The sequence below is a fragment of the Nannocystis pusilla genome (genome assembly GCF_026626665.1).
GTDB classification, from domain to species: Bacteria; Myxococcota_A; Polyangia; order Nannocystales; family Nannocystaceae; genus Nannocystis; species Nannocystis pusilla.
This window is the reverse complement of sequence record NZ_JAPNKE010000002.1, coordinates 2,179,808-2,202,486: the sequence shown is the minus strand read 5'-3', so window position 1 is coordinate 2,202,486 and position 22,679 is coordinate 2,179,808. Positions and strand designations below refer to the sequence as shown.

16 protein-coding genes and 2 pseudogenes are annotated in these 22,679 nt (G+C 70.8%); 14 read left to right on the top strand and 4 right to left on the bottom strand.

Annotation, left to right across the window (positions count from 1 at the left end; genetic code table 11):
* Positions 1 to 5: 5 nt before the first annotated feature.
* Complete coding sequence (locus OV079_RS09605; protein ID WP_267767666.1) at positions 6 to 830, bottom strand: hypothetical protein; 825 nt, start codon at positions 828 to 830, stop codon at positions 6 to 8.
* Positions 831 to 1,155: 325 nt separating this feature from the next.
* On the opposite strand from OV079_RS09605, the gene OV079_RS09600 reads away from it, so the two are divergent.
* Complete coding sequence (locus OV079_RS09600; RefSeq protein WP_267767664.1) at positions 1,156 to 2,757, top strand: serine/threonine-protein kinase; 1,602 nt, start codon at positions 1,156 to 1,158, stop codon at positions 2,755 to 2,757.
* Positions 2,758 to 2,769: 12 nt separating this feature from the next.
* Positions 2,770 to 4,137, top strand: coding sequence for a sigma 54-interacting transcriptional regulator (locus OV079_RS09595; RefSeq protein WP_267767661.1), 1,368 nt, complete (start codon positions 2,770 to 2,772; stop codon positions 4,135 to 4,137).
* An 85-nt stretch (positions 4,138 to 4,222) separates the two neighbouring features.
* On the opposite strand, the gene OV079_RS09590 is transcribed toward OV079_RS09595, so the two are convergent.
* Entirely contained in the window at positions 4,223 to 5,110 is an 888-nt protein-coding gene (locus OV079_RS09590) for a hypothetical protein (RefSeq protein WP_267767659.1), read from the bottom strand.
* Between the two features lie 458 nt (positions 5,111 to 5,568).
* Here OV079_RS09590 and OV079_RS09585 point away from each other — a divergent pair, with 458 nt between their 5' ends.
* From OV079_RS09585 to OV079_RS09540, 10 genes and pseudogenes are all read left to right on the top strand, one after another.
* Positions 5,569 to 6,240 carry a hypothetical protein gene (locus OV079_RS09585; RefSeq protein ID WP_267767658.1) on the top strand — a complete coding sequence of 224 codons (672 nt, stop codon included), beginning with the start codon at positions 5,569 to 5,571 and terminating at the stop codon, positions 6,238 to 6,240.
* 171 nt (positions 6,241 to 6,411) lie between these two features.
* Complete coding sequence (locus tag OV079_RS09580) at positions 6,412 to 7,164, top strand: hypothetical protein (protein ID WP_267767657.1); 753 nt, start codon at positions 6,412 to 6,414, stop codon at positions 7,162 to 7,164.
* 270 nt (positions 7,165 to 7,434) lie between these two features.
* Positions 7,435 to 8,970, top strand: a complete 1,536-nt coding sequence (locus OV079_RS09575; RefSeq protein WP_267767655.1) for a metallophosphoesterase — start codon at positions 7,435 to 7,437, stop codon at positions 8,968 to 8,970.
* Positions 8,971 to 9,146: 176 nt separating this feature from the next.
* Positions 9,147 to 11,618, top strand: a complete 2,472-nt coding sequence (locus OV079_RS09570; RefSeq protein WP_267767653.1) for an FG-GAP repeat domain-containing protein — start codon at positions 9,147 to 9,149, stop codon at positions 11,616 to 11,618.
* 341 nt (positions 11,619 to 11,959) lie between these two features.
* Entirely contained in the window at positions 11,960 to 13,216 is a 1,257-nt protein-coding gene (locus tag OV079_RS09565) for an SEFIR domain-containing protein (protein WP_267767651.1), read from the top strand.
* 78 nt (positions 13,217 to 13,294) lie between these two features.
* Positions 13,295 to 14,571, top strand: a pseudogene (locus tag OV079_RS09560) (GTPase-associated system all-helical protein GASH).
* 209 nt (positions 14,572 to 14,780) lie between these two features.
* Positions 14,781 to 15,524, top strand: coding sequence for a TRAFAC clade GTPase domain-containing protein (locus OV079_RS09555; RefSeq protein WP_267767649.1), 744 nt, complete (start codon positions 14,781 to 14,783; stop codon positions 15,522 to 15,524).
* Positions 15,525 to 15,528: 4 nt separating this feature from the next.
* On the top strand, positions 15,529 to 16,359 hold the full coding sequence (locus OV079_RS09550) for a TRAFAC clade GTPase domain-containing protein (protein ID WP_267767648.1): 831 nt from the start codon (positions 15,529 to 15,531) through the stop codon (positions 16,357 to 16,359).
* Positions 16,356 to 18,161: a GAP1-N1 domain-containing protein gene (locus OV079_RS09545; protein ID WP_267767646.1), complete on the top strand. Its 1,806-nt coding sequence runs from the start codon at positions 16,356 to 16,358 to the stop codon at positions 18,159 to 18,161. Before OV079_RS09550 ends, OV079_RS09545 begins: the two co-directional genes overlap by 4 nt.
* A gap of 282 nt (positions 18,162 to 18,443) precedes the next feature.
* Positions 18,444 to 18,770: an effector-associated domain EAD1-containing protein gene (locus OV079_RS09540; protein ID WP_267767644.1), complete on the top strand. Its 327-nt coding sequence runs from the start codon at positions 18,444 to 18,446 to the stop codon at positions 18,768 to 18,770.
* A 222-nt stretch (positions 18,771 to 18,992) separates the two neighbouring features.
* On the opposite strand, the gene OV079_RS09535 is transcribed toward OV079_RS09540, so the two are convergent.
* Positions 18,993 to 19,664, bottom strand: a complete 672-nt coding sequence (locus OV079_RS09535) for a transposase (protein WP_267767642.1) — start codon at positions 19,662 to 19,664, stop codon at positions 18,993 to 18,995.
* A 78-nt stretch (positions 19,665 to 19,742) separates the two neighbouring features.
* Positions 19,743 to 20,873, bottom strand: coding sequence for a DNA alkylation repair protein (locus tag OV079_RS09530; RefSeq protein ID WP_267767640.1), 1,131 nt, complete (start codon positions 20,871 to 20,873; stop codon positions 19,743 to 19,745).
* A gap of 381 nt (positions 20,874 to 21,254) precedes the next feature.
* Here OV079_RS09530 and OV079_RS09525 point away from each other — a divergent pair, with 381 nt between their 5' ends.
* Entirely contained in the window at positions 21,255 to 21,974 is a 720-nt protein-coding gene (locus OV079_RS09525) for a catalase family protein (protein WP_267767638.1), read from the top strand.
* An 11-nt stretch (positions 21,975 to 21,985) separates the two neighbouring features.
* Positions 21,986 to 22,648, top strand: a pseudogene (locus tag OV079_RS57525) (LodA/GoxA family CTQ-dependent oxidase); the annotation flags it as partial.
* Between the last annotated feature and the right edge of the window lie 31 nt (positions 22,649 to 22,679).

The following is a 22,679-nucleotide window of genomic DNA, read 5'->3' as shown; positions in this document are numbered from 1 at the left end:
GACCGCTACCGCACCACCAGCTGCAGCCGCGCCTCCGGCGGCTCGCGCAGCCCCAGCCCCAGCCCGAGCCCCAGCGCCAGGCTGCCGACCGCCGCGCCGGCCAGCCCGGCCCACAGCCCCGTGCGCCGGCGCGGCTCGTCGGCCTTGCGCGGCCCCGGGCCCGCCTCCGCGAGCGCCTGCCGGACCGCCCCTGCCGCCGAGTCCGCCCGCGCCACGCGCCGCGGCTGCCCGTCGACCACGCGGCGGGCCACGAACTGTCCGTCGGCCGCCTCGACCCACACCACCTCGCGCGTGCCCGCGAACCGCTGCACCGCCGCGCGGGCGCTCGCCGACGTCGGCACCAGCGCGCCGGCGACCCACCACGGCCCCAGCCCCCCGGGCGCCTCGGGCAACGCCGCCGCGATCGTCTCCCCCTCGACCACCCGCGCCGACGCCTCGTGGCCCGGCGCGTCGACGCGGACCGCGTGCAGCCCCGGGCGCAGCCCCGCCTCGACCACCAGCGGCCGACAGTCGACCGCCACCCGGGCGTCGCGCGGCGACACCTCGACCTGCACCGGCCGCGCCGGCCGACGGGCCGCGGCGTCGACCGCCTGCACGAACGCCAGCCCGACGTCGGGCCCGTACAGCCCGCTCAGCGGCCGCCGCTCGGCGTCGACGGCCCACGCCAGGGCGAACCTCGCCGCCGCTCGCTCCGCGTCGCCCGGACCCTTCCGCGTCGCGTACGCGAGCCCCGTCTGGAACTCGACCTCCCACAGCGTCGCGCTGCACAGCGGCCCCGGGGGCAGCGCCGCGATCGCCTCCGCCTCCGCGCGCGCCAGCGCCGACAGCATCTCGTCCGGCTGCTGCGCCAGGTAGCTCGCGCGCGCGGCCGCCAGCCCTGCTCGACCCTCGCCAGCGCCGCGCGCACGGCCGCCCGCGCCGCCGCGTCCTCCTGCTCGAGCCGCGGGCGCAGCGATCCGAACGCGCGCGGCCGCAGCCCCGCGGCCCGCACCGCCTCGTCCGCGCCCTCGATCGGCGTGTCGGGAGCGAGCGGCCACACCGTGACCTCGCCCGCGGGGGCCGCATCCGCGGGCCGCGGCCCCGCCATCACCGCCGCGATCGCCAACCCGCGCGCGCGAGCCGAGTGGAGCTGTCGCGGTGCCGTATCATGAGGCGGTGAGCGAGGCCAGGCGTCTGGGCCGATACGTCGTCGGCGAACGGCTCGGGAGCGGCGGGCTCGGCGAAGTGTATCTGGCCCACGTCGACGGTGCCAAGGGCTTTCGCAAGCGCCTCGTGGTCAAGCAGGTCCGCCGCGAGCTCGCGCGCCGGGCCGACGTCGCGCCGCTCCTGCTCGCCGAGGCCGAGGTCGTGCAGCGCCTCGCCCACGGCAACATCGTGCAGCTCCTCGACGTCGGCGTCGACGACGGCGCGCCCTACCTGGTGATGGAGCACGTCGACGGCGTCTCGCTGGCCGAGCTCGCCTGCGACCTCGAGCGACGCGGCGCCGGCCTCGAGATCGCGGCCGCCTTGTTCGTCGTCGAGTCGGTCAGCGCCGCGCTCGCGCACGCCCACGCCGCGCGCGACGGCGACGATCGCCCGCTCGGCCTGGTCCACCGCGACGTCACCCCGGCCAACATCCTCGTCTCGCGCGACGGCGTGGTGAAGCTGACCGACTTCGGCATCGCCGCCGTGACCGCGGCCGCGCGCGACGTCGGCCCCGGCCCGGGCACGCCCGGCTACGCCGCCCCCGAGCAGCTCGCCGGCGGGCCCGTCGACGCCCGCGCCGACGTCTACGCCCTCGGCGTCGTCCTCGGCCAGCTCCTCCCCGCCGGCGACGACCTCGACGGCCTGCGCTCGATCGCCGCCCGGGCCGCCGCCGCCGCGCCCGACGAGCGCTTCCCCGACGTCGCCCGCTTCGCCGCCGCGCTCGAGCAGTGGCGAGCCGCGCGGAGGATCCCCCGCGATCCGGGCGAGCTCGCGGCCCGCGTGCGCGACCTGCTGCAGCGCCGCGACCACGTCGCCCGCCACGTCGGCGCCGCCCTCGACCAGCGCCTGCGCCCGCCCCGGACCGCCGCGCTCCCGGCCCCCCGCGCGCGCCGGCGCCCGCTGCCGTGGCCCGTCGACGCCGCCGCGGTGGTCGTCCTCGCCGGCCTGGCGTGGTTTGCGACCCGGGCCCCCGAATCACCTGTCCTCGAGGACAGCCCCACGGCCAGCGCGTCACCTGTCCCTGGGGACACCTCGCCACCCGCCTCACCTGTCCCCGGGGACACCTCACCACCCGCCGCACCTGTCCCCGCGGACGACTCACTGCCCACATCACCTGTCCCCCGGGACACCTCGCCATCCGCCGCACCTGTCCCCGGCGACACCACCTCACCCGTCCCGAGTAACACCTCGCCAGCCGCCGCACCTGTACCCGGGGGCACCTCCACCCCCGCTTCATCTGCCCCCGACGCTTCGCCCCGCGCAGCACCTGTCCCCGAGGACACCTCGACTCCCACTTCACCTGCCCCCGCTTCTTCGCCCCGCGCCGCACATGTCCCCGAGGACAGCACCGCTACGACCTCCGCTCGCCCCGCGCGCGGCCGCCTGCTCGTCAACCTCGTCCCGTGGGCCGAGGTCCGCGTCGACGGCGGTCCTGCGCGGCGCACCCCGGTCGACCTCGATCTCGCCGCGGGCCGGCACACCCTCGAGCTGAGCAACCCCGAGCTCGGCCAGCGGCGCACCCGCGCCGTCACGATCACCCGCGGCGCCGTCACGCGCGTCACCGACTGGTAGCCGACACGAGCCATGGAACCCTCCACCCCGCACACCCAGCAGATCCGCGACGAACGCGGCGGCCTCAGCCTCCTCCGCACCCCCTTGCGGATCACCGTCCTCGCCGGGCCCGATCGCAAGCTCACCCGCGAATTCACCGGCGACCGCCTCGTCATCGGCACCCACGAGAGCTGCGATCTCGTGCTCGGCGATCCCACCGTCTCGCGCCAGCACCTCGAGATCACCCTCGTCCCCCGCGGCTGGGCCCTGCACGACCTCGACTCGCGCAACGGCACCTTCATCGGCGACGTGCGCGTCGGCGAGGTCGTCGTCGACCGCGACACCCGCGTGCGGGTCGGCGGCACCGAGCTGCGGCTGCAGCCGCTGCGCAGCCCCGTCGCCGTCCCGCTGCCCGCCGGCGACGGCTTCGGTCCGCTGCTCGGCCGCAGCCCGGCCATGCGCCGCGTGTTCGAGGTCCTCGGCCGCGTCGCCGCCAGCGACGCCACCGTCCTCATCACCGGCGAGTCGGGCACCGGCAAGGAGGTCGCCGCGCGGGCGCTCCACGACGCCAGCGCGCGCCGCGATCGCCCGTTCGTCGTCGTCGACTGCGGCGGCCTGCCGGCCAACCTGATCGAGAGCGAGCTCTACGGCCACCAGCGCGGCGCCTTCACCGGCGCCACCGCTCCGCGCGACGGCGCCTTCGTCACCGCCGACGGCGGTACCCTCTTCCTCGACGAGGTCGGCGAGCTCCCGCTCGAGCTGCAGACCCGCCTGCTCGGCGCGCTCGAGCGGCGGCAGGTCCAGCCGCTCGGCGCCAGCCGCCCGCGCAGCGTCGACGTGCGCGTCATCGCGGCCACCAACCGCGACCTGCGCAAGGAGGTCAACCGCGGCGGCTTCCGCACCGACCTCTACTTCCGCCTCGCCGTCGTCAGCGTCCATCTCCCGCCGCTGCGCGAGCACCCCGAGGACATCCCGCAGTACGTCGCCGCCATGCTCGCCGAGTGGGCCGAGGCCGGCTCGCAGCTCGCCGTCGACCCCGAGACCGTCGCCCGCCTGCAGGCCCAGCCGTGGCCCGGCAACGTCCGCGAGCTCCGCAACACCATCGAGCGCGCCGTCCTCCTCGGCGAGCTGTCTGCCGCCCCGCCCCCCGCCTCCGCCGAGCCCGAGCCCGCCGCCGCGCCCCAGCCCGCCTCCGCCGCGCTCGTCGCCGATCCGGCGATCCCGTTCAAGGTCGGCAAGGCCCTGCTCGTCGAACAATACGAGCGCAGCTACATCACCGCGCTGATGCAGCGCTGGGACCAGAACATCACCCGCGCCACCCGGGCCGCCGAGATCGATCGCGTCTACATGCTCCGCCTGCTCGACAAGTACGGCCTCCGCCCCGGCCGCAAGAACGGCTGACAGGTCCTTCGGGGCATGTCGTAAAGAGCATGCCCTCCACAACATGTCCATGTGTCCATGTCCATCAGAGCATGCTCATGCTCCGTCACTCCCAGCCGTACGCGTCGACCGCCGCCTTGAAGCGCGCCACGTGCTCCTCCTGCAGCGTCGCCAGCTTGGCCAGCGCCGCCTCGCCGAGCGGGTCGAGCACATTTAAAAAGTCTTCGCCGGCGGGCGCGGTCTTCCAGTCGTTCTCGACGAAGATCACCCCGGCCTCGCCGGCCTGGGCCAGCGCCGCCTTGTACGGCGCGAAGCTGTCCGCCGCCTCCTCGACCGCCGTCACGAACGAATCGTCGTCCAGCCCGCTGTAGGGCTCGCCGTCGGGCCCGCGCAGGTTGAGGTAGATGACCTCCGAGCCGAACGCGAAGTAGCCGCCGCCGAGCCCGACGTCGACCTCGGCCGCGTGGTCGAAGAACGCCTGCCCGAGCTCCGGGTCGACCTGCGCCACGTCGAACGTCACCACCGCGTAGCCCGTCCCGCCGTCCTCCGCCGCGAAGTCGGTCACCAGCACGCTCCACTGGCTGAACACGTAGCCGAGCGCGGCCGCCAGCGACTCGACCTCCGCCCCGCTCGCCATCAGCCGCGTCTGCAGCGACGGGTTCGTCACCCGCTGGAACCCGCCCGGCGTCAGCTCGGTGTCCAGCATCTGGTCCGCGAGCCCGACCAGCGCCACCACGTCGGGCAGCATCGCGTCGCGCACCTCGACCGTGAACGCCTCGCGCTGCTCGTAGCTCGCGTTCTCCAGCGTCAGGTCGAGCATCCCCAGCTCGTACAGCGGCGTCGGGATGACCTCGTACGACACCTGCTGGATCGGCCCGATCGGCGGCGGCCCCGAGTCCTCCTCCTCGCCGCACGCCGCCAGCAGCGGCGCGCCCATCCAGACCAGACCCAACCCGAGCACCCGCGGAGACAGCACGAAGAACGACACGCCCATTGTGAATGCAGCATCGCGCCCGATCCGGTCAAGCCCCGCCGGGGCAGAGGTGCCCTGCGAATCGCAGCTCCCCGCCGCGCCGCCGACACCACCGCATTCTCACGACATGACCCAAGCGACAGGACATGCGGGCGGGCGCCCGCCCGCCGCCCGCCCGTCGCTCGAAGGCGCCGTGAAGGCGCGCGACACGTGCCCTCGATGGCAATGGCGGCGGACGACGACCCGCGCGCCGATCCACCGCTCGGAGGAATCGAACCATGGTTCTGCGGTCGACCGAGTCCGTCCATTTCCCGACGAACCTCACCGCCAGCGACCCGTCATTCGCCGCCCGGCGGGTAAGTCCTCGCGTCCGCGGCGTGGGCGACTTCGCCCCGGCCTCCTGCGCCGCAGGCAACGTCCCCGCCCGCGGACGCTGAGCCGCGGCGCGACATCGATTACCGTGGACGAAACGAGGCCGCATGACCCGATCTCACCTGACCATGCTCGGATTCGCGGCCGTGCTCGCGTGCGGCGAGTCCGGCGCCCCGACCACCGAGAGCACCACCGACGGCACCACCACCGGGAGCAGCGGCGGCACCACCGAGGCGCCGACCACCGGCACCACCACGACCAGCACCACCGGCACGCCGCCCGCCACCACCGACCTGCCCACCGGCGGCAGCATGGGCGGCACCGACAGCGCCAGCGGCACCACCGACGCCGCCAGCGGCACCACCGACGCCAGCGAGGGCACTGGCGGCGGCGGCGAGGGCAGCGGCATGGCCTGCGCCAAGTGGTACGACGCCTTCGTCGACTCCTACCGCCCGCAATGCGAGTGCCAGGTCTCGCTCGGCATGTACGACAGCGTCGACGAGTGCCTCGCCGCCACCGTCCCGCCGCAGAGCTGCACCTGCGAGATCTTCGCCCAGTCGCCCGAGACCGCCGACCAGCTCAAGTGCTACGAAAAGGCCGCCCAGGACAAGGCCGAGTGCCTGTCCGGTCTCGGCCTGTGCGCCGGCGAGCCGATGCTGAAGCTGTGCGACGACCTCCAGCTCTCCGCCCTCCTGCTGTGCGGCAATCCGCCCAAGGAGATCTGCGACGCCATCACCATGATGTGCGAGGACGCCCCTCTGCTGCTCTGCCTGTTCTGACCCGCCGCCTCGCCCGCGCACGTGCCCCGGCGATCACCCGCCTCGTCCGCGCAGCGCCCTGCGCAGGCGTCCCCTGACGCACGACGTGCGAGCACGCCCGGGGCTCGACGCGACGCCACGCGTGCATGGCGACCGACGCGGACGCGACCTCGCATGGTATGTTCGGGGCACATGGCTGTCGGCGACTCGCAGGACCTCCGCGTCCGTGCCTTGACCGAGGAATTGATCCGTCGCCTGCGCGACTTCATCGCCGGGCGCGAGACCCCTGCCACCTTGCAGCAATGGGCGCAGAAGGCGTGGGGTGGGACGCAGGAGGGTCCTGCTGCCGCCAATCGACTGGCCACCGAAGCGCTGCACGATCTGTGGAACGCCGACTCGCGCTTCCCCGCCGGCGACCTCGGAAGTCCCCCCATTTTCCGCCCCGTCGACGCCGCCGAGACGCTGCGCCAATTGCAGCGCGGCACCCTCGTCGGGCCGGTCTGCGAGGTCGCCGGCCTCAAGGCTCCGCTGCGCCACTTCGCCACCCGGCTCGACCTCGAGACCGAGCGACACGTCCTCGACGGCCTCGGCTGGTTCGAGTTCTTGCGCTTCGCGTCGCCCGGCACCGGCAGGGCCTTCGACCTCCAGCGCCCGCTCGAGCGCCGCGACGCGGACAACCTCCCCACCCTCGTGCGCGCCTCGATCGCCGACGACCCGCAGGAGACCCTGCGCGACCTGTTCGAGACCCTCGTCATCGACCACGACGACGTCGCCGCGCTCGCCGACAACTTCGCCGACCTCGAGCCGCTCCGGCGCACGCTGTGGCGGCAGGACGACAACGGCAACCGCGCCGTCGTCGCCGCCTTCACCGGCGTCCGCAAGGCCGAGGCCGCGCTTCAGCAATACTCGGCGTTGATGCACAAGCAACTGTACTGGCTCGAATGACGCCAGCACCCGCGAATGCGACGATTCGGGCCGGCGTGGCCGATCGCAATCACGGGAGCGTCACGAAGCACCGGTAGCCGGCGTCGCGAACCGGCGAATGGGGACCCTTCATGAATCGAGGGAGCCCCGCGTCGGACGCGCGTCCCTGGGCCGCCGTCCTCGTTCGCGACGCTCCGCGTGGCTGCCACGGCACGTCGGTCCGAGCGCTGGCCCGGTCGCACGAACTGCGATTCGGGGTCCGCAGGGCCTTTACCCGCATATAATCCGGGGATGCCCGCACGCCTCCGCCTCACCTCGCTCGCCCTCGTCGCGCTCGTCGCCGCGTGCGGCGACAATGCTCCGGCGCTCGTCCCCGCGACCGCGTCGGCGACCGGAAGCACCACTGCGAGCAGCACCGAGGGCAACACCCCGACGAGCACCACCAAGCCCGACGACGGCACCACCGCCCCCGACCAGCCCGTCACGACCACCGCCGCGAGCACCGGCGACGAGCCGGGCACCTCCGGCGACGGACCGGGCACCACCGGCGACGAGACGGGCACCACCGGCGAGACCGACACCGAAGACGAGCCGCTGCTGCCCGGCTGCGGCGACACCCCGCCGGCCGACTTTCACGCCGAGCCCAGCGCGCCGGCCGAGGGCGCCGCCGTCCCCGGTCCCTCGGTCGACCTCGAGGTCACGATCGGCGGCACGATCCTCGCCGACGCGACCGCCAAGTTCCACCTCCGCGAGGTCCACACCCTGACCGACGCCGACGACTTCACCATCGTCATCCTGCCGGACACGCAGAACTACACCCAGTTCCCCGGCAACTTCCCTCAATACCCCGCCCAGACCCAATGGGTGTGGGACCACCGCAACACCGACAACATCGTCGCGGTGCTGCACAACGGCGACGTCGTCCAGCACGGCAACATCGAGGAGATCGAGTGGGAGCGCGCCCAGACGGCGATGAGCACCCTCGAGAAGACCGGCACCAAGTTCCCCGACGGCATCCCCTACGGCATCGCCGTAGGCAACCACGACAACGGCGCCAGCTTCCACGACGACGTCCCGAACTCGACCACCCTCTTCAACAAGTACTTCGGCGTCAAGCGCTTCGAGGACCGCGCGTACTACGGCGGCCACTACGGCAACAAGAACGACAACAACTGGATCCTCGTCCGCGCCGGCAACCTCGACATCGTCATGGTGAGCCTCGAGTACCGCGGCGACCTCGGCCAGGACCCCGACGTCCTCGCGTGGGCCCGGGGCGTCTTCGAGGATCACCCGCACGCGCTCGGCATCGTCAACTCGCACCACATCGTCAAGGCCAACGGCGACTTCTCCGCCGAGGGCAAGCAGATCTACGACGTGATGAAGAAGATCGACAACGTCCAGCTGATGACGAGCGGGCACATCAAGCAGTTCCGGGCGCGCCGCACCGACAACTACATGGGCCACAAGATCCACTCGATGCTGGCCGACTACCAGGACCTCATCCTGCCCGGGGAGGGCTGCGCCGGCGGCTGCGGCTACATGCGGATCTGGCGGTTCTCGCCGAAGAAGAACCAGGTCAAGGTCGAGACCTACTCGCCCTCGCTCGACAAGTCGATGACCAGCGACAAGGAGCAGTTCACCCTGGCCCTCGACCTCTCGGCGGCCACCGGGGTGTTCGAGGTCGTCGGCCAGGCCGCCGGCCCCGGCGCCGCGCTCGCCCACACCGTGAGCGACCTGAAGCCCGGCGCGACCTACGAGTGGTACGCGATCGTCAAGGAGTGCGGCGCGAAGGTGACGACGCCGACACGGACCTTCACCGTCGAATGACGACCTCGCATTCGCGGGCGAGACGCCCGGCTCGCATCCGAGCACGGCCCACCTGACGGCGCGCCCGCGCCCGGCCGCGATCGCCGGCGCTTGCGGCCGTCGGCGGGTTCGTGCTCTCGTGGCGCATGCGTAGGAATTCGAGCGGGTCGCAGCGGCGTGCGCTGCGGACGGGAGCATTGTTCTTGGTCGCCGCGTGCGGCGACGCCACCGGCGGCGGCACCGACACCGCGGTCGCCACCACCACGGGCGCGACCGTCACGCCCACCGGCACCACCACCGACAGCACCGGCGCCCCGCCGCCGACGACGGGCGGCCCCGACACCGCCGGCACCGTCGGCGAGACCCAGGGCACCACCACGACCGGCTCGACCACCAGCGACACCGGCGAGTCGACCGCCACCGGGACCAGCATGGGCGTCACCACCGGCCCGGGCCCGGACATGGGCCCCGCCTGCGCCGACACCTGCGAGGACGGCGTCTGCGTCGGAGAGACCTGCTGCCCGATCAACCAGGCCTGCACCGACACCTGCTGCGGCGTCGGCGAGGTGTGCTCCTTCCAGGAGTGCGTCGTCCCCGGCGACGATTGCGTCGACGCCACCGATTGCCCTGACGGCTCGTACTGTGAATACACATTGGGCGAGGCCGAGCAGCCGCCGATGTGCATGGGCGGCGTCTCGCTCGACAGCGGCAAGTGCCTCCCGCAGCCGCCCGAGTGCCCCGACGGCGTCGAGCCGATGGAGGGCGAGCCTATCACCTGCTTGCCCAATTGCGAGGTCGTCCCGCCGGTCCAGGACTTCGGCATCGTCCTCAAGCACGCCTGGGGCGGCCAGGTCACCCCGCCCTATTCGAGCGACGTCATGATGTCGCCGATCGTCATCAACCTCGACGACGACGACTGCGACGGCAAGGTCAACGAGAAGGACATCCCCGAGATCGTCTTCAGCACCTTCAGCGGCGGCGCCTATTACAAGCAGGGCACGCTCCACGCCATCTCGGTGGTCGGCGGCCAGCTCGTCGAGAAGTTCAGCGTCCCGAACGTCGTCCAGCCCGGCGGAGGCCTCGCCGCCGCCGACCTCACCGGCGACGGCGTGCCCGAGATCGTCGGCTGCATGAACCCCGGGCCGGCCGGCGTCTCGTGTTGTGACGCGGTCGCCCAGAACACCGGCGTGATCGCCTTCAACGCCGACGGCACCACCCTCTGGACCCAGCCCGACACCACCAAGGTCCACTGCGGCAACCAGGCGCCGGCCATCGGCGACGTCGATCAGGACGGCGTCCCCGAGGTCCTCGTCGGCTTCACCCTCCTCGACGGGGCCACCGGCGCCGTCGAGACGGAGCTCGATCCGTCCACCAGCTGGGGTCAGCGCCTCACCGGCCTCAGCGACCTCGACGGCGACGGCTTCCTCGACGTCACCGACGGCCAGCGCGCCTACCGGGCCGACGGCGACATCCTGTGGGACCTCCGCAACGGCCCCAACGCGGTCGTCGGCGGCTACCACGGCGTCGGCGACTTCGACCTCGACGGCCAGCCCGAGGTCGTCATCATCTCGAGCGGCGGCCCGCACACCATGCAGGTCGTGCGCTACGACATGAACAGCCCCGACGGCGCCCAGGTGATCCGCAAGGGCGTCGACATCAACAACGGCATCTCGACCAAGGTGTTCTGCAACGCCCAGAGCGAGTACGGCGGCGGCCCGCCGACCGTGGCCGACTTCGACGGCGACGGCGTGCCCGACGTCGGCGCCGCCGGGGCCGTCGGCTACATCGTCTTCAGCGGCAAGCTGATGATGGACCCGGGCGTCGCCAACAGCGACATCGACCTGTGGTTCAAGACCACCCACGACTGCTCGTCCGCGGTGACCGGCTCGTCGGTGTTCGACTTCAACGGCGACGGCAAGGCCGAGGTCATCTACTCCGACGAATACCACCTGTGGATGTACGACGGTCAGACCGGCACCAACCTGATCCCGAGCACCTGCAACACCACCGGCACCCTGTGGGAGTACCCCCTGGTCGCCGACGTCGACAATGACGGCCAGGCCGACATCGTCGTCGCCAGCAACGCCTACGGCATCACTTGCCCCGACAACAACACCCGCCAGTCGGGCATCCGGATCTTCGGCAGCGCCAACGGCTCGTGGGTCCGCACCCGCCGCGTGTGGAATCAGCACACCTATCATATCAGCAACATCCGCGAGGACGGCAGCGTGCCGATCGCCGAGGCGCCGAACTGGAAGACCGACGGTCTCAACAATTACCGGCAGAACGTCCAGCCCGAGGGCGAATTCTCGGCGCCCGACCTGACCGCCGCCCTGTTCCCGCGCTGCGAGGGCCCCTACGGCCTGGTCGCCCGCGTGCGCAACATCGGCCAGGCGGCCGTGCCCGCCGGCGTGGCGGTCGGCTTCTACGAGGGCGACCCCGACATGGGCGGCGTCAAGCTCGGCGAGGGCACCACCAAGAAGGCGCTCTACCCCGCCGAGGCCGAAGACGTCGCCATCGACGTGCCCAACCCCTCGATGGCCCTCACCGACGGCACCACCCCGGTGTTCGTGGTCGTCGACGACGGCATGCCCGAGCACCTGTGGCAGGAGTGCCGCACCGAGAACAACAAGGTCGAGGGCAGCGGCTACTGCGTGATGCCGGGTTGAGCGCGAGGCCTGCAGGGTCGACACGCCGTGGCAGAGGCCGGCTCGACCTCAATTGAAGAGTGCGAGCCTGCCGGCGGGCTCGGGTGGTCCGCGCCGACGCCAGGCAGGTCATCTTCGTCGCCAGCGAGCACGCGGACCACGCCCGCCAAGAATCACAAGCGGGGACGGGAGCGGAGGGTTGGGCGGCGACGTTGGGACGCGGTTAGGGCGGCGGTGTAGGCCAAGAACAGCGAGACGAGCCGCGCGAGAGGGCGCCGTGTCTAAGCGCACGTTCTCGGCCACGCGAACGTCGTTCGCTGCGTTGAGCCGCCGCGCTGCGTCCCGACACACTCCGCCTCAAGGTGCCGCGCGTTTTCATCAGCTACAGCCACGACTCCGAGCCGCATCGGGAGGCTGTCTTGGCGCTCGCCCAGCAGCTTCGGCGTTGGGGTCTCGACGTGCATCTCGATCGCTTCGTTCCGGCGCCGCTTGAGGGCTGGCCCCGCTGGATGATGACCCAGGTCGAGTCGGCCGACTTCGTGCTCATCATTTGCACGGCGACCTACCGGAGGCGCTTCGAGGGCCAGGAGGCGGTCGGCGTCGGTAAGGGCGTCACCTTCGAGGGGCTACTGGCCACGCAGTACCTCTACGACGCCAGCACTCGCAACACGCGCTTCATCCCCGTCCTCTTCGAGGGCACCCCGGAGGCCGACATCCCAATCGTCCTCCGTCCATACCAGCGCTACACGCTACCGCCCGATGCGGAGGCCTACCCCGAGAAACTCGAGCAGCTCGTCCGGCACCTCATGGGCCTGCCCGAAATCGTCGCCGCCCCGCTCGGCCCGCTCAAGATGCTGCCGCTGCGTGACGCGAAGACTCCGCCCACGTCTGCGGCACCCGTGACAAGTACGCCGGCCGCCGTCACGACGGTCCGAACGGCGCTCGCGCCTGCGACGATCCATTCCACGGGAGCCGCGGACGTCCGGATCGAGCCAAACGAGCTGCTCCACCGCCTTCTCCTCTCGCTCTTTCCGACCGGCGACGACTTCCGCGGGTGGGTGTCCCTCGGGCCAGACGGCTCCTCGCTGGTTGCGCACTTTCCCGGCGGAGTCGCCTCGGCCGCACACGTAATCGCGGGCGGCGTCGAGGTCCTCCGTCGCCGCGGCTACCTCGACGCCGAATTCTTCACCCGCCTCCGGTCAGACTTCAGCCGCCACCGTGATGACGTCGAGCGTGCTGCCATGGCCTGCGGCGCGCCGCTGTCCGCAATGATCACGCCAACGCTTGCGCCGGTCGAAACCTCCGTGACGACCTCTCATGGTGGCCTTCATCCCGCCTCACGTATCCCGTCCGCGCATCCGGATGAGCTGATCCAAACGCTCGCCGAGGCCTACCCCGACGTCCGCGACGCCCGTGCTGTGTGGGTACGCGCCGGCGGCAAGGCCAGCGATGTCGAGAACATCGCACGGCCGCGCGACCTATGGCAACGCCTCTGGCTACAGAGCAGGCAGGGCGCTGCGGTGCGCCCGGCGGCGCTGCTGCGGGCTGCCCTGGATGACCTGCCCAACAACACGGTGCTGCTCGAGCACATCGAACGGGTGGAGCTCGGCTCGCCGTGAGCTCCTTCCGCTGACGTCGGTTCACGGAGACGACCATGACAGCAGTTTTAAGCGAACTCTTGAGCGCCGGTCTGATCGATAAGATCGAGGGGGACGACTCGCGCTCTGAAAATCGAGAAGGCGGCGGTCACCGTCGCCGAGCAGCTTCGTGCCAAACCGCCGCTCTTGATCGAAGCCATCTTGGCCGCGCTCGATCCCGAAGTTTCCGACACCGACCCGGCGGTCGCTCGCGCAGAGCAGGCGCTGATCGCGGAATGGAAGGCGATGCGCTCGATCCACATCAATTCTCCGGTCGGCCTGCTGCGGGCAATCCTGCTCGACGCCTGCTCGCGCGCGGCCGAAGGTCGCAACGCAGCGATCTTGTGGCTGACCGCGGCCGACACGCTGCCGCACGCGCGCCTGGGCCGGGAAGAGGCCGCCGCACGTCGCATGCTGGAGATGCTGGCGCAGCGCACCGAGCAGGCTGCCCTCGCGCGTCCGATGATGCCGGCCGAACCGAGACCGGTTTCCCTGTCTCCCACAAAGGCGTCGATGGCCGTGTCCGCACCGACTCAGGTCGAGCGTGAGCACCTGTTGCAGCGAGTCGCCGCGACGGTCCATCCGAACTATCGAAATAATGGTCTCCCAAATCCGAACCAGTTCGTTCCCTCTCAGAATCCCCAGCACTGGAGCTGGGAGTTCGCTGATCGGATGAACGCCCTGCTCGCCGACGAGTTGGACAGACTCGGCGCGGCGTTCGCACAGAGCCAGACCCAACTGGCGACGCGCATGCAAAGTTTGGAGGCCGATGTCCTCAAGGCACTCGGCGACATGCTGATCGAGCAACAACGTTGGGTGCATGACGCGTTCACCGCGAGTGAGGCCCGCAAGCAGGCCGAAGAGCTGCGACTGAACGCCTTGTGGTGGTCGGAGGCTCTGTACTCGCCGTCTCTGCGCCGCGGATACCGCGAACTACCCGTCCCGATCGCTGCAGTCGCCATGGCCGTCGATCTTCTCGATCAAGTGACCAAGCCCGCGCCTGCGAGCGTCGTCTACCTGCTCGCCGAGACCGTGCAGCGGCTCCGGGTGCCAGCTTCGAGCACCGGCTCCCGCTCTCCGAAGTTCTCGCGTCACTGCGGGCTGCACGCGGGCAAGTTCCCGAGGCCTGGCTCGCTCGGCTGGGCGGCGTGCCGCAAGTGGGCCGTCTCAGCCTCCGCGATCTCGTGCTGTCGGCTCTCACGGACCGCGACTGGAACTTCGACGAAGGCGCCAAGCGAGCGAGCGTACGCGGCGATGTCGCGCTGAGCCTCCCTGAGCTGGCCAGAGCCCTTTTCCGCCAAGAGCAGGCGGTACAACTCGCCGAGGGCCACTCATGATGACGCGCTGCTCGCAGGTGAACTGCTTCGCTCACGCAGGCGAGGCGTGCTGGGACGGCGCGCGCGACCACACTCGGTGCCCATTCTGGTCGGCCGGCGAAACCTCCTCCGAGGCTGTGCCCGAGTCGGCCCCCGCCTCCGTGCGCGTGCCCTGGTCCGGGGGCGCCCTCGGGCTCACGGATCTGGTTAACCTGTCCGCCCAAGGACGGATGATCCTGATCGGCGTGCTGGGCGCTCAAGACACGGGGAAGACCACCTTGCTGCTCGGCAACTACCTCGAGCTGCTGCGTGGGGGCCGGCTCGCCGACGCCAGCTTCGCCGCGTCGCGTACGCTGCACGCCTGGGAGTCGCTTGCGGCCTGGGTTCGCTTCGACGATGCCGCTCGCCGGCCGTCCTTCCCGCCGCACACCCCGCGTGGCACCAGCCGCGTTCCGGGGCTCCTTCACGTCGGGCTCCGCGGCCGGCAGGACGAGCTCCGCGACGTCCTGCTGACCGACGCTCCCGGAGAATGGTTCACGCGCTGGGCGATCCAGGAGGACGCTCCCGACGCCGAGGGCGCGCGGTGGATCGTCGAGCGCGCCGACGCCTTCCTGGTCCTCGCGGACTGCGAGCGTCTCGCCGGATCGCAGCGCGGTCCCGCTCGCAACAACATTCGCCAGCTGCTCGAGCGGCTCGGCAATCACGCTCGTGATCGGCCGACCACACTGGTGTGGTCCAAGGCCGATCATCCGCCAAATGCTGGCATTCGTGCGCAGCTCCGCCGAGCCCTGAACGAGTGCATCCCGCACGCCTCCGAGGTCGAGAGCACCACGACGGACAGACGTACGCTGGCGGGCGCCCTGGAGTCCGTCCTGAGTCTGGCTTGGTCACCGCCTCGGGCCCGCGCGGTGACGGAGCCCGTGCTCGAGCACCACCCCTTCGCGGCGTTTCGAGGGCATCATGCGCACTCCTGAGCTCGTGCTGCTCGGCGGCCCGAACAGCGGCAAGACGCATTACGCAGGCCAGCTCTACGGTCGGCTGCGTCGCCGTCCGGGCGGGCTCCATCTCCGCCGCGACCAAGGGACGCCACCCGACCTCAGCGCGCTGGACGAGGTGCTGCAGTGTCTCGAAGCCGGCAGATCCGCCGAGCACACGCCAGCCCAGATCTGGTCGGAGGTGACGCTCCCGCTCGTCGATGCGTGCGGTCGCGCCATGGATCTGCGCTGGCCCGATTACGGTGGCGAGCAACTGCGCGCTGTCTTCACCCAGCGCGCGGTGTCCGAGGCGTGGCGCAAACGGCTGACCTCCGCCGATGGTTGGGTCCTGTTGATCCGGCTCAACGCCGAGACGAAGTACCCGGATGCGCTCGAGGAGCTGGCGAAGCGGTCGGGCAGCCGGGACACCAACATCGAGCGCGTGGAGAAGTGGGACGCCAATGCGCAGTGGGTCGAACTGCTGCAGATCCTGTTGCACGTCGCCGGACTGAGCACGATGACCCGCCTCCGACGACCTCGCCTCGGCGTGCTGCTGTCATGCTATGATGAGTTGCAGCTGGCCGAGCGCCCTCCCCGAGAAGCGCTCGCCGAGGCGCTCCCGCTGGTGTCGTCGTTCATCGAGAGCAACTGGGCGGCCGACGCCGTCAGCGTGTGGGGCTTGTCGGCGCTCGGACGGCCGCTCCATCGCAACAGCGATGACGAGGCCTTCATCGACGACGGGCCCGAGATGCAGGGATGGGTCGTGCCCCCCGGCGGAGGACCGCATGATCCTGACCTGAGCAAGCCCCTGGCTTGGCTGCTGGAGTCGCCATGACCCGCGCGCTGCGAGCGAGTTACGGCGCGAAGGACAACATGCATACGCTGCTTGCATGGGAGGGTCCTGCGCAGCCGCCGGAAGTGCTGCTCGGCCTGACCGACAAGCCAGGGATCTTCGCACCGGGCGAGCGCTGGTGGCCATCCGTCGGCTGCGGTCCGGTCGAGCCGTGGTGGGCGCTGTGGTGGACGCTGCCCGACGAACAAGCGGCTCGAGGCGGAATGGTTCGCAGCGAGGTTGCGCTGTGGCGCCTCGACGAGGTCGGCTCGGTGGAGGATTTACTCCCTATGATGCTGTGCCTCAGCGACGAAGCATCGATCCCATCGCCGCCGAAGGCGCTGCTCGCGGCCGCCGCCGAGGCACTGCTGGCCCCGGGCGTCACGATCCCGGTCGTGTCCGATCTATCGATCTGGCCCGGCATGATCGCCGCGCTGTGGTCCCGCCTCTGGCCGGCCGCACGAAAAGCCTTCTCGGCGCGCGTCGCCGTCACCCCGCCACAAGGCGGCGACTCGGTGGCACCGCCGTGGATCTTCGGTGTGCCTGCTTCGCGTGCTCAACAATGGGCGGACCATCCGAGGATCGAGGCGTCCTCCTATGTACCTGCATCGAGCCGGGCCGCGCGGTGGTTCATCGGTCGTGATGACCCCGTTTTCACCGAGGTCTTCTCCGGCTGTTCGCATTTGTCGACAGGTCTCGGCTTTCTTGAAGATGTGGCCCGGGCCGCCGACAGACTGGAGCGTCTACGCGCCTCGCCGACCCCGCGGCACGCGCTCGATGTACTGCGCACCCTGACGGTGCTCGCCCCCTCCACCGCCGCGGCGCCCGCGCTCAAGCATGAGGCGCTAGCGGGGCTGACTCGGGGGCTGGCGGTTGCCGACGCCGGCCTCGTGCAGTCCCTCGCCAATCTCGACCTGACGAAATTCCCTGATGCGTCAGGTCTACCGGACGAGGTCGCGGCGTGGACGGACCGGCACTTCGCGCACCTGCCCGCCGCCGACGCCGCGCGGATGCTGGAGCGGCTCGCATCCGATCAAAGTCTCGAATGGTGGCGCCGCGCGGTAAGCGAGAGCCTCTCGCGGCGGCTGGCCGCTCCGGATCCCCACTGGGCCCAAGCGGCCTTCTCCTGGCTGGCATACCCCGACACGCGAGCCGCGCTCTCGACATTGCTTCCGGCGACGGAGGCGGTCGAGGAGCGCATCCTCGATGCGGCGAGCGGCAACCACCTCAATGCGGCTGCGCTCGCCAACCTCCGCGCCCAGGCCATCGAGCGCGAGTGGTCGCGCCTGCACGCCTGGGTGGTGATGCGGACGCTGTCGCCACACCAGGCGATCCGCGCCCAGCGGACATTCCCCGGGCCCCCGTCCGGCTTGGCGTTGCTGGCCGAGCGTCTGGCTGGAGACGTGCTCGTCAGCGAGGTGATCGCGGATCCGGAGCCGCAGTGGACGGACCTCGTCGCGCGGCGTACCGCCCAAGAGCCCGCTCTGCTGACCGCCGTCGACGCCAGGCAGCCTGCGTGGAGGGCGCTGTGGACGGCACACGTGGCCGCGGGAGGGCCCCTGGCCTCCGGGAGCGGATCGCCAGGAGCTAGCAAACGTGTTGCTCCACGCGGCGTCGGCCGGCGACGACTGCAACTCGCTGATTGTCGTCCTCGCGGACGGGCTGGTGGAGAGCGCCCTCCTTCATCCCAGACGAGCGGCGTTGTGGGCCGTACTGAGCGCTTCCGCCCGCGCGGCTTTGCTGCCGCGCGTCGTCGACAGTCTGATTCGACGGTGCAACGCCGGGCACGCCATCCAGACCCCTGAACCCGTGCTGATGCAGGCGTTGCTCGAAAGGCTGCAAAGAGACCCACCGTCGGCAAGAGTGCTCGCCATGCTCCTCGGCTGGGACGTGCCCCTGAGCGAACCCGACGCGCTCAGTTGGCTCAGGCCTCTGCCGTCCGCCGAACTGACGCCAGTCGCGCAGTCCATCGGTGAGGCCGTGCTGGCCCGGCGATGGGCGGAGGCCGCAGAGGAGCTTTACCGGCGGTCCTGGACCTCTCCCGGACTGCGTCCCGCGGCCGAGGCTTGCCGAAGCCTGCTTTCCCGGTGGTCGCAAATACGTTCTCCTATCTGTGGGACCGTTGGGTGCCGCCAGACGCGAAGGCCGGTCTGGTCGCCCGGGTCGCCGAACTCGCGGCGGACCTGTTTCCGGACGAATTGGAGGATCTATGGGTCCGTGCAGGCGGAGAGCGTAAGCGCCTGAAGAGCGGCGGCCGGCCGCACTCTCGGTGGCTGGACGCTGCCCACCAGGCCGATCAGGGCGCGCTCGCGGACGGCTTGGCCGGGCTCGTCCGCGAGCTGCTCGCCAGTAGACCTTTCAATGAAAATCTGAAACAGCTCGCGGAGCTCCTCGAGCGTCAGGCTCGGCGATGATCAAACGAGTCTGTAGATCCGCTTCGCGCGAACTCGGCGCGGAGCCTGTCAATGACTTTGAGACACAGTGCTGGTCAGGTTTAGCAGGACGCTGAAGAAAGAGCCTCGGGCTCGAATCTGAGCTCATCGTGCAGCCGAGTACCTGTCCGAGAGGACTGGGTGGGTCAGCCGCCTCCCCGCGGGAGGTCCGCGGTCCTCTGTGGGGGCCCGGAACGCTGGGCTTCATGCGATGGGCAGCACCAGCTTGGCCATCCGGAGCAAGTTGTAGGCAGCGCCGACGAGAAGTGACGCCATCTCGTTCCGCTGCTTGCCTCGGAATCGAGTCTTGCGGAAGTTGGCGACCGTCTTCTCGCGGCCGAAAACTTCCTCGATTCGTTTCCGGAACCGTTGACTGATCGGATAGCCCTCGTGTCTGGACGTGCGGCCGTCGATCGCGGATCCGCCGCTGCGGCCTGTATTCATGGCTATGTGCGGGGTGACGCCGATCCTGCGGCACCCCTCGACGAAGTCGCGCGTATCGTAGCCCTTGTCGGCGGCGACAGTGCGACGGCTTCGCGTCGGGTCGTTGCGCTCGATCAACGTGTACGCGGCCTCGACCTCGGCGCGCCCGTGGGCGTGCGTGATGCACATGCCGACGATGAGCCCGTTGCTCTGCCGACGTGTTCCCGGAGCAGTGGCCCGACATTCCCCACGCCGAAAGCGAGGTCGAGGGCGAGGTCGCGAAAATCCCCGCTGAGTGTCTACGTCGGGCCTGCAGGGTCGCTCGGGGAAGTTGTTGAGCTGGTTGCGCCGGTCCGGATCGCCGACCGCGTTGGCGACGAGGTCCTGGATCCGCTCGCTAGGGCGTGATGCCGGGCTGAGCCGCGGAGGCTGCAGGGTCGACACGCCGGCCATCGCCGTGCGATCCTGCAGCCCGCGCGACTGCCTGCGCTGGCGAGCATGACCTGGCGTGGCGTCGCCTCATGGCGACGCTCATGTTCGCAAGTGGACTGCGGTCTCGCCCAGGACCTGGCCGTTGATGCGCAGGTCCACCATATGCACGCCGGAATAGTAACGGCGCGTCGTCACCGGCTTGAAGGAGTGGCGGCGTTCCAGCGCGCGCTCCTCTCGTGGACCGAGTTCGATCGTCCAGCCCTTGAACACCTTCGGCGAGGTGCTGCCATTGGCTTTCACGTGGTGTACGGCGTAGTCGATCACGAGGCGCTGGGGCTTCGCCGCGGTCGAGCGCAGCACCAGGCGCAGCGTCGTCTCACCGCCGATGGCGACCCGGGTCGGGGCCACGCTCCACTCCACCTCGCCGCGAAAAGCCTGCCCCAGTCCCCAGGCGGCCAGCACCGCCGGATCGCCCTTTTTGATCAAAGTGCGGCTGGCGTGCCGAAGCAGTGCGCGACGCTCGGGCGACGCACCTGGCAAGTGGCGCACCAGCCACTCGGCCACGCGCGCGGGGTGGTCCTTGGCGATGTCGTTCAGGTGATTGGCGACGCTGCGCCGCACGTACTCGCTGGGGTCGTCCTGCAACACGGCGAGCCAGGGCAGCGTCGGCGAGGGGTCGAGCACCAGCGCTTGTAGCCGCAGGCCCCATGGAAGGCGCGGACGGCTACCCTCGCTCACCAGCCGTCGCACGTGCGCGCTCGGGTCCCTGACCCAGCGCGCGAGGGTCGCGTAGCACACCGCGGGGTGTCGCACGATGAACGGCCGGATCGCAAACTCGGCGGTCAATCGCTGGGTCATCGCGTGGAGCGCGGCCAGGCCACGCTCGGGCGCGTCGATCGCCAGGCGGGCGATCGCCTCGGTCAAGGGCCACACCGCCCAGCCGGCCAGGCCGCGCTCGCTGATCCGTAGCGCGCTCAGGTCGTCACCCGCGCCCGGCGGCCCGAGGCTGGCCTCCAGCAGCCCGGCCGCGCGGTCGACGTCGGCCGGCAATGTGGCCACCAGTGCGTCGGCCACCTGCAGCACGCGGGCCTTCAGCTCCAGCGTGTCCAGCCGCGTCAGCGCTCGCGCCTCGAAATCGCGGCGATCGAAGCCTGGATCGACGCGCTTCAGGTGGTGGCCGATGGCCTGCACGACCTCGGTGTTGATCAGGTTCTTGAACGGCTCGGCCATCGCCCGGCAGCATAGGCCGACTCGGGCTCTTTTTCGCGCCTCCTCGGTGACGCCGCGCCGCTCGAGCGCGGCGAGCGGCATTCCTGCTGCGGGTTCGCCGCACTCGACGTCGCTCGCGGTTCTCACGCGTCCGCGCGCACCTCGCCCGCGCGACGCGTCGGCGGTCCTGGCGACCACGCGAGCGAACAGTGTAGGGACCGGCGATCAACGTTTCGCTCGCTCGACCACTCACGCCAATTCCGGACGCCGACGGCGAATGCGCCGCCGGGATCGACAATCGGCATTGTCCCCGCCACCACCCATATGGCTAGCCGCAAAGACGTCGTTGTCAGGCTTTGCGGGCTCGTGTACGGTCCCGGGCGAAAAGAGGTGATGATGACCGTGAGCCGCGATTTCGCTCCTCCCGCGCCGCCCTGCGATTGCGACAGTGACCCCATTGGCGGCCTCGAGCGGCTGTTCGTGCGAGTCGCCCAGAATCGTGCGCTCGCCACCGGTCGTGATCCTGCGACGCGCCCGGTGTTCTTGCGCCTGCACGGCGCGGCGCACGGGCGGTTCGAGGTGCGCGCAGACTTGCCGGCCGAGGTCCAAGTCGGGGTATTCGCGCCGGGCGCGGTCCATCGCGCGTGGGTCCGCTTCTCGAGCGACTTGCAGCCGGGTCGGCCGGACCTGGGCGGCACGTTGGGCGTGGGGATCAAGCTGTTCGACGTCGACGGGCCGAAGCTGCTCGAGCCCGACGAGGAGGCGCGGACGCACGACTTCATCCTGCAGAATCACCCGGTCTTCTTCGTCGACGACGCCGCCAAGATGTGCGCATTCACCTGCGCCTCGTTGAACGGCCAGCTCGATCAGTGGCTCGCCGACAACGAGGTGACCGCCCAGATCTTGAAGGACATGGAGAAGCAGGTCGATTCGGCGCTGGCCACCCCCTACTGGAGCGTGCTGCCGTACAGCCTCGGCCAGGAGTACGTCAAGTACAAGCTGGTGCCCGAGGCCGCCGGGGACGGCCCGCCCGCCGCGTTCGACGACCCGACCTATCTGCGTGCCGACCTCCACCGCCGCATGGCCGCCGGCGAGGCCCGCTTCGGGTTCTATGTGCACTGAGAAAGGGCGAGATGCCGCTCGACCGCGCGACCGTCGAATGGTCGGAGCGCGAGAGCCCGCCGGTGCGCGTCGGCACTCTGGTGCTCCCACAGCAGGACCTGGACGCCCGCGGTCAGTCGGCGTACGGCGAGAGCCTCGCGTTCAACCCGTGGCACGCCTTGCCGGCGCACGCGCCGGTCGGCAGCATCTCCGAAGCGCGCCGGGTGGTCTACCGCGCCTCTGCCGACAATCGCCGGGACGTCAACGGCCAGCCGCGCGGCGAGCCGACCGCGCCGCGGCCCGACACGTGGGACGACGGTCGAGCGTATCCCACGGCCGTCGATCGCCGGATCGTGCGCGCCGCGATCCACCCTGCGATCGGCATCGCCCGCGTCGGCAACAGCGCGAGCGAGTACCTGTACGGACCCGAGGTGGTCGATGCCCCGCCCGCGCCCGTCGGGGCCTGGCGCGACTCGACCGGGGCGCTCAAACGGCAAGCCGCGCGCTTCCGGATCTACGGCTACAACGCCGCGGGCGAGGTCGTCGGCGAGATCACGGCCAACTCCGCCGACATCACCTGGCGGGTCCATGTCGCCAACAGCAAGGCCGCCTGGTTCCAGTGGCAGCTCGCGTTCGACATCCCCGAGGCCGAGACGGTCACGCTGCCGCTGCGCAACGCCGGCGTGCCCGCGCCCGAGCGCGCGCGCCTCGTGATCGACGGCGGGC

Excerpts from the sequence above, each read along its gene's own strand:
- OV079_RS09530 (WP_267767640.1), bottom strand. The coding sequence starts at position 20,873 with ATGGCCGAGCCGTTCAAGAACCTGATCAACACCGAGGTCGTGCAGGCC.
- OV079_RS09605 (WP_267767666.1), bottom strand. The coding sequence starts at position 830 with ATGCTGTCGGCGCTGGCGCGCGCGGAGGCGGAGGCGATCGCGGCGCTG.
- OV079_RS09545 (WP_267767646.1), top strand. The coding sequence starts at position 16,356 with ATGACCCGCGCGCTGCGAGCGAGTTACGGCGCGAAGGACAACATGCAT.
- OV079_RS09535 (WP_267767642.1), bottom strand. The coding sequence starts at position 19,664 with ATGGCCGGCGTGTCGACCCTGCAGCCTCCGCGGCTCAGCCCGGCATCA.
- OV079_RS09585 (WP_267767658.1), top strand. The coding sequence starts at position 5,569 with ATGACCCGATCTCACCTGACCATGCTCGGATTCGCGGCCGTGCTCGCG.
- OV079_RS09590 (WP_267767659.1), bottom strand. The coding sequence starts at position 5,110 with ATGGGCGTGTCGTTCTTCGTGCTGTCTCCGCGGGTGCTCGGGTTGGGT.
- OV079_RS09580 (WP_267767657.1), top strand. The coding sequence starts at position 6,412 with ATGGCTGTCGGCGACTCGCAGGACCTCCGCGTCCGTGCCTTGACCGAG.
- OV079_RS09575 (WP_267767655.1), top strand. The coding sequence starts at position 7,435 with ATGCCCGCACGCCTCCGCCTCACCTCGCTCGCCCTCGTCGCGCTCGTC.
- OV079_RS09555 (WP_267767649.1), top strand. The coding sequence starts at position 14,781 with ATGATCCTGATCGGCGTGCTGGGCGCTCAAGACACGGGGAAGACCACC.
- OV079_RS09595 (WP_267767661.1), top strand. The coding sequence starts at position 2,770 with ATGGAACCCTCCACCCCGCACACCCAGCAGATCCGCGACGAACGCGGC.